The sequence below is a fragment of the Aeromonas aquatica genome, from assembly GCF_000764655.1.
Classification (GTDB): domain Bacteria; phylum Pseudomonadota; class Gammaproteobacteria; order Enterobacterales; family Aeromonadaceae; genus Aeromonas; species Aeromonas aquatica.
In genome coordinates, this window is the sequence record NZ_JRGL01000112.1 from 1 (window position 1) to 11,544 (window position 11,544).

The following is an 11,544-nucleotide window of genomic DNA, read 5'->3' on the forward strand; positions in this document are numbered from 1 at the left end:
TGCTGGGCAAGCGACTGACTTTCAACCGCTGATCCGATACCCGCCGATACCAACGGGCCGCCACCAAGGCGGCCTGTTTTTTTGGCGAATGGCGCTGCTTTAAGCACAGATTGCTCGCAAAGCAGGCAAACGATCTCGGCGCGGGATTTCCCCTGTTGACAGGGCAGGGTCATCTCCATAAACTCAGCCCCCGTCAGCCGAGCTGACTCCGTCGGTGTGTAGCGCAGCCAGGTAGCGCATCTGCATGGGGTGTAGAGGGTCGGAGGTTCGAATCCTCTCACACCGACCAAATTCCCCGCGAAAGGCCTTGTCAAACGACAAGGCCTTTTGTTTTTGTACGGCCAGAAGAACGCAGCCCTCATCGAGTCAGGGAAGGGCGAACAGAGCAGTGCGGCCCCTCATCGACCCAGAGCGATTGTCTCGGCGATCCCGTTGTGCTGTAGTAAAGCCGTGTCTACCCACCGGCCAGCAAGATGTCGCGCCCCAGCCCTCTCCTCCCCTGCCTCGCCCTGTGCGCCGGCCTGCTGCTGAGCCAGCTCGGCGGCTGCGCCACCGCCTATGACAGCGAGAAATCCTTCTGGAACGGCCAGACCGGTTTCTCCCAGACCCGGCTCGGCCCCGATCAATGGCAGCTGGAGTTTGTCGGCAACGATCAGATAGACAGGGAGACGGCCCGCAAGTACGTGCTCAAGCGGGCGGGGGAGATGGCGCTGGCACAGGGCTATGAATGGGTGCAGGTGCACGAGCTGACCCTGTCACGGGATGCGGTCAGGGTCACCCCCGCCCGCCCCCGGTTCGGGTTCGATGAGTACGAACCTGACACCTTCATGGACGAGATGCACGTGCAGTACCGCACCTCGGCACTGCTGACCTTTTCCCTCGGCCACCGCCCACTGGACGACCAGAGCCTGGAAGCTGTTTATATTGCAAACTAAAAAATAAGCAGTGATTAATATAAGTTAAATGCAAGATCCATATCACATACAACTAATAACAACATAAAGTTCTGCCATAAGCCGCTGGATTTCCATTCTGTGATTAGGCATGCTGCCAGCACACCGGCTGTCAGGATTCCATGGCCCGGATCACAAAAACGGACTGAGGTGGCACCCTGCCCACCTGCACAGGCACTGCACATATCGAGACTGTCCCCCCATGAAAATGAACAAATTGACCGTTGCCATCCTCATTGCGATGTTGCTTGGCATTTTTACCGGGCAAGGCTATCGCCTGTTTGCCCCGGCCCAGGCCGCCACCTTTGCCAGTGACATCACCATACTGACCGACATCTTCCTGCGCCTCATCAAGATGATCATCGCCCCCCTGGTGTTCACTACCTTGGTGGTCGGCATCGCCAAGATGGGCGACACCCGCACCGTGGGCCGCATCGGCGCCAAGACCCTGGGCTGGTTCATGCTGGCCTCCCTGATGTCCCTGACTCTGGGCCTGATCATGGTGCACCTGATGCAGCCAGGGGTCGGCCTCTCCCTCTCCCTGCCCGATGACGGCGCGAGCTCAGGGGTGGCCGCCACCGCCATCTCCCTCAAGGACTTCGTGACCCACGCCATCCCGAAGAGCGTGATCGAGGCCATGGCCACCAACGAGATCCTGCAGATCGTGGTCTTCTCCCTCTTCTTCGGGCTGGCCGCCGCCGCCCTGGGGGATGCCGCCAAACCCGTGGTCAAGCTGATGGCAAGCAGCGCCGAGATCATGCTGAAGGTGACCGGCTACGTGATGAACTTCGCCCCCTTCGCGGTGTTCGGCGCCATCGCCGCCATGGTCGCCAAGGAAGGGCTCGGCATCCTCGCCACCTATGGCACCTTCATGGCCCAGTTCTACCTGGCCCTGGCCTGCCTCTGGCTGCTGCTCATCGCCATGGGTAGCCTGTTCATCCGTCGCCGCATCCTGACCCTGCTGGCCATGATCCGCGAGCCCATACTGCTCGCCTTCTCCACCGCCAGCTCCGAGGCCGCCTATCCCAAGACCCTGGACAGGCTGGAGAAGTTCGGTTGTGACAAGCGCATCGCCAGCTTCGTGCTGCCCATGGGCTACTCCTTCAACCTGGACGGCTCCATGATGTACTGCACCTTCGCGGTCATGTTCATCGCCCAAGCCTATGGCATAGAGCTCAGCATGGCCCAGCAGATCACCATGCTGCTGCTGCTGATGGTCACCTCCAAGGGGATGGCCGGGGTGCCGCGCGCCTCCCTGGTGGTGATCGCCGCCACCCTGAACCAGTTCCAGATCCCGGAGGCCGGCATACTGCTGCTGCTCGGCATAGACCACTTCCTCGACATGGGTCGCTCCGCCACCAACGTGCTGGGCAACGCCATCGCCGCCAGCGTGGTGGCAAAGACGGAAGACAGCCTGGGAGAGACCCAGCCCGAGGGCGAACTCGCCAAGGCTTGAGTCAAGGACACCCAGCAAAAGGCCCGCAACTGCGGGCCTTTTTTCGTTTGGCGGTCAGCACCAGCGCCTCACCCGCCGGCAGTACTGCACATAGGGGATGCCGAAGCGGGCGCGCAGGGCACGCTCTTCCGGCAAGATCTGAAAGCGGGTGAGCCAGGCCACCAGCAGCAAGGGGCCAAGCCAGACAGCGATACCGCCCAAATAACAAGCCAGCGCCATCAGCCAGCACAGCAGCCCCAGATACATGGGATTGCGGCTGATGCGATAGACCCCGCCCGTCACCAGCACCCGGCTCTGTTGCAGGCGAATGGGATTGACCGTGGTGCGTTGCCTTCGAAAGTGCATGAGTGCCCCTCCCCCCAGCACAGCTCCCACCAACCACAGGCCCGCGGCCAGTACCCACAAGACGCCCGCCTCTCTGGCCTCGCCACTCCCCAGCCACATGGCGAGCGCGATGACGACAAACAGCAACAAAGGCGGGATCCGCAGCTCGAAACGCATATTTTCTTCCTTCAAAAGTGCCACAAATGACGCCATTGCGATACACTCGCTGCGCCGGTAGCTTGGCGAAAAAAATGAAATATATCATTAGCATAGCAACATACAGCCCCAATGCTACCGCCTCTCGCATCCAAGCCGAGACCATCCTCAACAGGAAAATAAGAAGGAATCATTCCATGCACAAGAAAACCCTGCTCGCCACCCTTGTCTTCGGCCTGCTGGCCGGTCAGGCGGTCGCCGCCCCCTACCTGCCGCTCGCCAGCGACACCCGCAACGGCCAGGAGCAGACCGCCGCCAACGCCTGGCTGGAAGTGGATCTGGGCGCGTTCGAACACAATATCCAGACCCTCAAGGATCGCCTCGGTGACAAGGGCCCGCAGATCTGCGCCATCATGAAGGCGGATGCCTACGGTCACGGCATCGATCTGCTGGTGCCCTCGGTGGTCAAAGCCAATATCCCCTGCATCGGCATCGCCAGCAACGAAGAGGCCCGGGTGGCCCGCGAGAAGGGCTTCGAGGGCCGACTGATGCGGGTCCGTGCAGCCACCCCGACCGAGGTGGAGCAGGCGCTGCCCTACAAGCTGGAAGAGCTCATCGGCAGCCTGGAGAGTGCCAAGGGCATCTCCGACATCGCCCTGCGCCACCATACCAAGGTGCCGGTGCACCTTGGCCTGAACTCCGCCGGCATGAGCCGCAACGGCATCGACCTTCGCCAGTCCGGCGCCAAGGACGAGGCCCTGGCCATGCTCAAGCTGCCGGGCATCACCCCGGTCGGCATCATGACCCACTTCCCGGTAGAGGAGAAAGAGGACGTCAAGCTGGGGCTGGCCCAGTTCAAGCTGGACAGCCAGTGGCTGCTGGAAGCGGGCAAGCTGGATCGCAGCAAGATCACCATCCATGCCGCCAACTCCTTCGCCACCCTGGAAGTGCCTGACGCCTACTTCGACATGGTGCGCCCGGGCGGCCTGCTCTACGGCGACTCCATCCCCTCCTACACCGAGTACAAGCGCGTCATGGCGTTCAAGACCCAGGTCGCCTCGGTCAACCACTACCCGGCCGGCAACACCGTCGGCTATGACCGCACCTTCACCCTCAAGCGCGACTCCCTGCTGGCCAACCTGCCGCTGGGGTACTCCGACGGCTATCGCCGGGCGCTGAGCAACAAGGCCTATGTGTTGATCCAGGGTCAGAAGGTGCCCGTGGTGGGCAAGACCTCCATGAACACCATCATGGTGGACGTGACCGATCTGAAGGGGGTGAAACCCGGTGACGAGGTGGTGCTGTTCGGCCGCCAGGGGGATGCCGAGGTGAAGCAGGCGGATCTGGAGGAGTACAACGGCGCCCTGCTGGCGGACATGTACACCATCTGGGGCTACACCAACCCCAAGAAGATCAAGCGCTAAGCACAGATCTGAAATGAAGAAGGGCTCCCGAGGGAGCCCTTTTTGCGGGTGCTTACACCGTCTTCTGGTCGGTCACTTTCTTGCGGGTCACCCAGAGGCTGAGCCCCATGGAGGCCAGCAGGATCAGCGCCACGATACCGAGCGCGATGTCACTCAGGGGGATCTTGAACAGACCCCGCTGAGCTTATTCACGCCTCCTTTTTACGGGTCACCCAGAGGCTGAGCCCCATGGAGGCCAGCAGGATCAGCGCCACGATACCGAGCGCAATGCCGGTCGGGATCTTGAACACCTCCAGCAGCAGCATCTTGACCCCGATGAACATCAGGATCAGCGCCAGGCCGTATTTCAGCAGGGCGAAACGCTCGGCCACCCCCGCCAGCAGGAAGTACATGGCGCGCAGGCCCATGATGGCGAAGATGTTGGAGGTCAGCACGATGAAGGGATCCGTGGTCACCGCGAAGATGGCCGGGATGCTGTCCACCGCGAAGATGAGATCGCTCACCTCCACCAGCACCAGGATCAGCAGCAGCGGCGTGGCATAGCGCACACCGTCACGCCAGACGAAGAAGTTCTCCCCTTCCAGATGCTCCGTCACCTTGAAGCGGCGGCGCATCCAGCCCAGCAGCGGGTTGTTGGCGAGATCCGGCTCCTTGTCGGCGGCCCACAGCATCTTGACCCCGGTCAGCAGCAGGAAGGCGCCGAACAGGTAGAGGATCCAGTGGAACTGCTCGATGAGCCAGCTGCCGGCGAACACCATGCCAGCCCGCATCACGATGGCACCCAGCACCCCGTACAGCAGCACCCGGCGCTGCAGCTCGGCCGGGATGGCAAAGTAGCCGAACAGCATCAGCCAGACGAAGACGTTGTCCACCGCCAGCGCCTTCTCGATGAGGTAGCCGGTGAGGAACTCCAGCCCCTTCTGATTGGCTATTTCACGGCCGGCGCTGTGATCCAGCCAGAGCCAGATGGCCAGGTTGAACAGCAGGGCCACGCTCACCCAGACCAGGGACCAGATGCCCGCTTCCTTGAGCGACACCTTGTGCGCCTTGCCACCGCCGACGAAGCGGATATCAATCCATAACAGGACCAGCACTATGCTGAAGAAGCCTGTCCACATCCACCATTCACCCATTTTCACTTCTCCCAAAAACGAAAAACCCACGACCGAGAGGCGTGGGTTCGCTTTGGGAGCAGATACACCTTGCCTCTCGGCAAGGTCTCACTTACAGCAAGATGATTGCTGCCCGGCTGCCGGGTGCACTGCAGGATATGGGTGCACCGTAATGACGACAAACCGACGAGAAGTTACTCCCCTTGTTGGGCGGATGATAGCAACCCTGAAAGATAACGCCAAGAGGCATCTTATCCGCCATGCAAAAAAGAAGGGCGCCAGCAGGCGCCCTTATCGAGTTGTCAGCCTCAGAGTGGATCCACCTTGAGGCAGGAGACCGCATGGTCGAAGTTCCCCTCCAGCATGGGCCGGGTCTTGGCACATTCGGGGCCGGCCACCGGGCAGCGGGTGCGGAACACGCAGCCGGACGGCGGGTTCATCGGCGAGGGCAGATCCCCTTCCAGGATCTGGATGACCTTGCTGCGCTCCAGGTCCGGATCCGGAATGGGTACCGCCGACATCAGCGCCTTGGTGTAAGGATGCAAGGGGTTGGCGAAGATCTCCTGGCGGGTGCCGAGCTCCACCGCGTTGCCCAGATACATCACCAGCACCCGATCCGAGATGTGTTTGACCACCGACAGATCGTGGGCGATGAAGATGAGGGACAGCCCCATCTCCTTTTGCAGGGATTTGAGCAGGTTCACCACCTGAGCCTGGATAGAGACATCCAGCGCCGAGACAGGCTCGTCACAGATGATCATCTTGGGCTCCAGGATCAGCGCCCGGGCGATGCCGATGCGCTGACACTGACCGCCGGAAAACTCGTGCGGATAGCGGTTCACCAGGTTGGGCAGCAGCCCCACCTTGGTCATCATGGTGCGTACCTTGTCTCTCACCTGCTCTTTGGAGAGCTGGGGATAGAAGGTGATGAGCGGCTCGGCGATGATGTCGCCTATGGTCATGCGCGGGTTCAGGGAAGCCAGCGGATCCTGGAAGATCATCTGGATCTCCTTGCGCTTCTCCCGCAGCGCCTGATGATCGAGCTGGGTCAGATCCTGGCCGAGCCAGACGACCTTGCCATCGGTGGCCGGCACCAGGCCGATCAGCGCCCGGGCGAAGGTGGACTTGCCACAGCCGGACTCCCCCACTACGCCCAGGGTCTCCCCCTCGTAGAGGCGCAGGGTGACGCCATCCACCGCCTTCAGCGCCGAGGGTTTGGCCCAGGGCCAGGCCTTGTCACTCTTGATACTGAAGTGGACCTTGAGGTCGGACACTTCCAGCAGCAGTTTCTTGTCGGTACCCATTTAGTTGGCCCCCTTGACGATCACACCCGCATTCATGACATCCGATTCCCAGTGGCAGGCGCGTGCCCGGCCATCGCCGAAGGGCGTCAGGATCGGGGACTGCTTGCCACAGATCTCGTGTACCCGGTGGCAACGCTCCTGGAAGGGGCAGCCGGTGGGCAGACGCAGCAGGTTGGGCGGGTTGCCCGGGATGGTGGGCAGCTCTTCCCCTTCGGTATCGAGACGGGGAATGGCGCGCAGCAGCCCCTCGGTGTAGGGGTGGCTCGGGCGGTAGAAGATGTCGTTGACCCGGCCGTACTCCATGGTGCGACCGGCATACATCACCAGCACCTTGTCACAGATACCGGCCACCACGCCCAAGTCGTGGGTGATCATGATGATGGAGGTATTGAACTCCCGCTTGAGCTCGTTCATCAGGGTCATGATCTGGGCCTGCACCGTCACGTCCAGCGCCGTGGTCGGCTCATCGGCGATGAGCAGCTGCGGGCGGCAGAGCAGCGCCATGGCGATCATCACCCGTTGGCGCATGCCACCGGAGAACTCGTGCGGGTACATGTTCATCCGCTTGCGCGACTCGGGGATCTTGACCGCGTCCAGCATGCGTACCGACTCCTCGAACGCCGCCGCCTTGCTCATCCCCTTGTGCAGCATCAGCACTTCCATCAGCTGATCCTTCACCTTCATATAGGGGTTCAGGGAGGTCATGGGGTCCTGGAAGATCATGGCGATCTTCTCGGAGCGGATACGGTTGAGCTTGGACTCCGGCAGGTTCAGGATCTCGTCACCCTGGAACTTGGCGGAGCCGGTGATGACGCCGTTCTTGGCGAGCAGGCCCATGATGGCAAACGCGGTCTGGGACTTGCCAGAGCCGGACTCGCCGACGATCCCCAGGGTCTCACCGGCGGCCAGAGAAAAGTTGAGGTCGTTTACGGCGACCACATTGCCGTCCGGGGTCTTGAATTCGACCCGCAGATCTTTTACATCCAGTAACTTCATAAAAAACTCCTTATCGATCTTTCGTGGCGCTTGGCTGGCAATCCTTTGGACGCTATGCGCGTTCCATGGCTGCTTTCTTATCGATCTTTTGGATCGAGCGCATCACGCAGACCATCCCCGAGGAAGTTGAAGCAAAACAGGGTCACCACCATGAAACCGGCGGGGAACAGGAGTTGCCAGATGGCCACTTCCATCGACTTGGAGCCTTCATCCAGCAGGGCGCCCCAGCTGGTCATGGGCTCCTGCACACCGAGCCCCAGGAAGCTCAGGAAGGATTCGAACATGATCATGCCCGGCACCAGCAAGGTGGCGTACACAGCCACGATGCCGAGCACGTTCGGCACTATGTGACGGGTGATGATCTTCCACTTGGAGACGCCACAGACGTGGGCCGCCTCGATGAACTCCTTGCTCTTGAGGCTCAGAGTCTGGCCTCGCACTATCCGCGCCATGTCCAGCCAGCTCACCGCGCCGATGGCGAGGAAGATGAGGGCCAGGTTGCGACCGAAGAAGGTCACCAGCATGATCACGAAGAACATGAAGGGGAAGGCGTTGAGGATCTCCAGAATGCGCATCATCAGGCTGTCGACGCGACCGCCGATGAAGCCGGAGGCCGCGCCATACAAGGTGCCGATGATCACCGCCACCATGGCGCCCATGATGCCGACCATCAGCGAGATACGGCCGCCCAGCAGGGTGCGCACGAACAGATCGCGCCCCAGGCTGTCGGTGCCGAAGTAGTGGCCCGCGGCCAGGTCCGGCGCGGTCTGCATGGCATCCCAGTCCGGATCATCGAAGGTGAATTGAGACAGGTGCGGCCCGACGATCACCGCCAGCCCTATGATGCTCAATATGATGAGGCTGGTCAGCGCCGCCTTGTTGCGCAGGAATCGGCGACGGGCATCCTTCCACAGGGAACGCCCTTCCACCACGTCCACTTTCTGGGCGAACGCCTCGACGGCTTCGCGCTTTTCAGTTGTAACAACCATGATGTACTCCCGACTTAGTAACGGATCTTGGGATCGATGACGGCATAGAGAATATCGACCACGGCGTTAAAGGTAATGGTGAGGGCGCCGACCAGAATGGTCAGACCGAGCACCATGGAGTAATCACGGTTGAGGGCACCGTTGACGAACAGCTGACCGATTCCCGGCAGGCCGAAGATGGTCTCGATCACCACGGAGCCCGTGATGATGCCGACGAAGGCCGGGCCCAGGTAGGACACCACCGGCAACATGGCCGGGCGCAGCGCATGTTTCAGGATGATGTGGCGCAGTGGCAGGCCCTTGGCGCGGGCGGTGCGGATGAAGTTGGAATTCATGGTCTCGATCATGCTGCCACGCATGATGCGCGAGATGGCGGAGACGTAGTACATCATCATGCCGAACACCGGCAACACCATGTATTGTGCTCCCCCGCCCTGCCAGCCCCCGGCTGGCAGCCAGCCCAGATAAATACTGAAGAAGAGCACCAGCAAGGGCGCCAGCACGAAGCCCGGGATCACTACCCCGGTCATGGCCGACGACATCAATAAGTAGTCGATGAAGGTGTTTTGCTTGAGCGCGGCTATGGTGCCGAAGGTCACCCCCAAGGTCACCGCCAGCAGGAAGGCAACCGAGCCTATCTTGGCGGACACCGGCAGCGCCTGGCTCACCAGATCGTTGACGCTGAAGTCTTTGTATTTGAACGAGGGACCCAGATCACCCTGGACCAGATTGCCAAGATAGCTGAGGTATTGCACGCCGATGGGCTTGTCCAGGCCGTACTTGGCCTCGATGTTGGCCAGCACTTCCGGCGGCAGAGCGCGTTCGCTGGTGAAGGGGTTGCCCGGGGCAAAGCGCATCATGAAGAAGGAGACGGTGATCAAGACCAGCAGAGTCGGGATCGCCTCCAGTAGACGTTTAAAGATAAATTTCAACATTGACAGTTCCTGTCCTGTACTGCTTCCAAAGGGTCGCGGTTGTAATATAAGGCCCGCCATCTGGCGGGCCTGCTTTGTTATGCGACTTGTTTCTTTACTCAGTGAGCAACGATGTACATATCTTTGCTGTAGAGGTTATCCAGCGGGTTGGCCGGGTAACCGCCCACGAAAGGTTTCACCATACGGGCAGTCACGTACTGATAGATGGGCGCGATCGGCATGTCTTTGGCCAGGATCTCTTCGGCCTGGACATAGAGCTTGTTGCGGGAGGCATCATCCACCTGATCGCGAGACTCGCTCATCAGCTTGTCAAAGGTGGCGTTGGAGTACTTGCCATCGTTGTTGCCGTGGGTGGTCTGCATCAGATCCAGCATGGAGGAGGCTTCGTTGTAGTCCGCGATCCAGCCGGCGCGGCCCACGTCAAACTGACCCTGCGCCTTGGTTTGCAGGTAGGTCTTCCACTCCTGGTTCACCAGGCTCACTTCGACACCCAGCTTCTTCCACATGGAGGCGACCGCAACGGCGACCTTCTTGTGGTTGTCGTCGGTGTTGTAGAGCAGTTCGAACTTGAGCGGGTGACCCGGACCGAAACCGGCTTCGGTCAGCAGCTCTTTGGCCTTGGTGTTACGCTCGGCCTGGGTCAGTTTGGACCAGTCCGGTGCCACCGGTTTGAAGCCGTCGACAAAATCAGGAACGAGCGTGTAGCCCGGGGTCTGGCCCTGGCCCATCACCTTGTCGGCGATCACGTTGCGATCGATGGCGTAGGAGAGCGCGGTACGCACTCGCACATCGTCAAACGGCTTCTTCTTGAAGTTGTACTGGTAGTAGTAGGTACCGACGTAACCGGTCACCTTCAGCTCATCGGGCTTCTCTTTCTTCATCTGCTTGAAGCGCTCGATGGGCATCTGGTAGGTCATGTCCACTTCACCGGCCAGGTAGCGGTTCAGATCCGCGGTGTTCTGGAGCGGCAGGTAGGTCACCTTGTTGACCACTGTCTTGGCGTTGTTCCAGTAGTTGGGGTTGCGCTCGACGTCGACGCGCTCGTTGACCACCCAATCTTTCAACTGGTAAGCACCGTTGGACACCATATGACCAGGCTGGGTCCACTTCTCACCATACTGCTCGATCACCTTCTTCGGCACCGGGTAGGTGGTGGTGTGGGAGAGCATGCTGACGAAATAGGGCACTGCCTTTTCCAGCTGCACTTCGAAGGTGTAGTCGTCCACCGCCTTCACACCCAGGCTATCGGCTGGCTGCTTGCCTGCGATGATGGCACTGGCATTGATGATGGTCGGGATTTCCAGATACCAGGAATAAGGAGAAGCGGTTTTGGGATCGACGGCCCGCTTGAAGGCGAATTCGAAATCGTGGGCGGTCACGGGATCCCCGTTGGACCACTTGGCATCTTTGCGCAGGTGGAACACGAAGTGTTTGTTGTCCTTGGTTTCCCAGGACTCGGCCACGCCGGGCAGCACTTCACCCTTGGGACCGGAAGAGACGAGACCTTCGAACAGGTCGCGCAGAATATTGGATTCGACCGTTCCCTCGACCTTGTGCGGGTCCAGGGTTGCAGGCTCGGATCCATTGCCTTTCACCAGGGTCTGAACGTCTGCCAACTTGGTGCCGGCAGGCACATCGGCGGCCTGTGCCGCGCTGATACCGCCAAACAATGCTGCCACCAAGAGGGTATTAATAATTGTTTTTTTATGAGTCATTTCCATACTCCAACAAGAACATTCCATGCGTTTGTCCATCAACGAGATAAATACCTCGCCGTCAGCATAATTCCCTGTCAATTCTGATAATGCAATAGATATTGTCAGAGGAACCCATGCTTACTGGTTAAAGAAACAGCTTCCAGCCATTTCTTCAGCATTTAAATACCGTCTGACGGA

10 protein-coding genes and 1 tRNA gene are annotated in these 11,544 nt (G+C 60.2%); 4 read left to right on the plus strand and 7 right to left on the minus strand.

The genetic code is table 11. From position 1 onward, the window contains the following. Positions 1-212: 212 nt before the first annotated feature. The 3 genes from LG30_RS0114000 to LG30_RS0114010 all read left to right on the plus strand — a co-directional run bounded on the left by LG30_RS0114000 (position 213) and on the right by LG30_RS0114010 (position 2,409). A tRNA-Pro gene (locus LG30_RS0114000) sits at positions 213-289 on the plus strand. A gap of 184 nt (positions 290-473) precedes the next feature. Next, positions 474-935, plus strand: a complete 462-nt coding sequence (locus tag LG30_RS0114005) for a CC0125/CC1285 family lipoprotein (protein ID WP_052101083.1) — start codon at positions 474-476, stop codon at positions 933-935. A gap of 220 nt (positions 936-1,155) precedes the next feature. Continuing rightward, positions 1,156-2,409 carry a dicarboxylate/amino acid:cation symporter gene (locus LG30_RS0114010; RefSeq protein ID WP_033131316.1) on the plus strand — a complete coding sequence of 418 codons (1,254 nt, stop codon included), beginning with the start codon at positions 1,156-1,158 and terminating at the stop codon, positions 2,407-2,409. Positions 2,410-2,463: 54 nt separating this feature from the next. On the opposite strand, the gene LG30_RS0114015 is transcribed toward LG30_RS0114010, so the two are convergent. Continuing rightward, positions 2,464-2,910: a methyltransferase family protein gene (locus LG30_RS0114015; protein ID WP_033131317.1), complete on the minus strand. Its 447-nt coding sequence runs from the start codon at positions 2,908-2,910 to the stop codon at positions 2,464-2,466. 176 nt (positions 2,911-3,086) lie between these two features. Here LG30_RS0114015 and alr point away from each other — a divergent pair, with 176 nt between their 5' ends. Beyond that, positions 3,087-4,313 (plus strand): alanine racemase, encoded by a 1,227-nt coding sequence (alr, locus tag LG30_RS0114020; protein WP_033131318.1) that lies wholly within the window; start codon positions 3,087-3,089, stop codon positions 4,311-4,313. Between the two features lie 188 nt (positions 4,314-4,501). On the opposite strand, the gene LG30_RS0114025 is transcribed toward alr, so the two are convergent. The 6 genes from LG30_RS0114025 to LG30_RS0114050 form a co-directional block, all read right to left on the minus strand. After that, positions 4,502-5,446, minus strand: a complete 945-nt coding sequence (locus LG30_RS0114025; protein ID WP_033131319.1) for a TerC family protein — start codon at positions 5,444-5,446, stop codon at positions 4,502-4,504. Positions 5,447-5,733: 287 nt separating this feature from the next. Continuing rightward, complete coding sequence (oppF, locus tag LG30_RS0114030) at positions 5,734-6,729, minus strand: murein tripeptide/oligopeptide ABC transporter ATP binding protein OppF (RefSeq protein ID WP_033131320.1); 996 nt, start codon at positions 6,727-6,729, stop codon at positions 5,734-5,736. Then, entirely contained in the window at positions 6,730-7,725 is a 996-nt protein-coding gene (gene oppD / locus LG30_RS0114035) for an ABC transporter ATP-binding protein (RefSeq protein ID WP_033131321.1), read from the minus strand. Positions 7,726-7,802: 77 nt separating this feature from the next. Continuing rightward, positions 7,803-8,714, minus strand: a complete 912-nt coding sequence (oppC, locus tag LG30_RS0114040) for an oligopeptide ABC transporter permease OppC (protein ID WP_033131322.1) — start codon at positions 8,712-8,714, stop codon at positions 7,803-7,805. 14 nt (positions 8,715-8,728) lie between these two features. Continuing rightward, positions 8,729-9,649 carry an oligopeptide ABC transporter permease OppB gene (gene oppB / locus LG30_RS0114045; RefSeq protein ID WP_033131323.1) on the minus strand — a complete coding sequence of 307 codons (921 nt, stop codon included), beginning with the start codon at positions 9,647-9,649 and terminating at the stop codon, positions 8,729-8,731. A gap of 98 nt (positions 9,650-9,747) precedes the next feature. Next, positions 9,748-11,364 (minus strand): ABC transporter substrate-binding protein, encoded by a 1,617-nt coding sequence (locus tag LG30_RS0114050; protein WP_033131325.1) that lies wholly within the window; start codon positions 11,362-11,364, stop codon positions 9,748-9,750. Between the last annotated feature and the right edge of the window lie 180 nt (positions 11,365-11,544).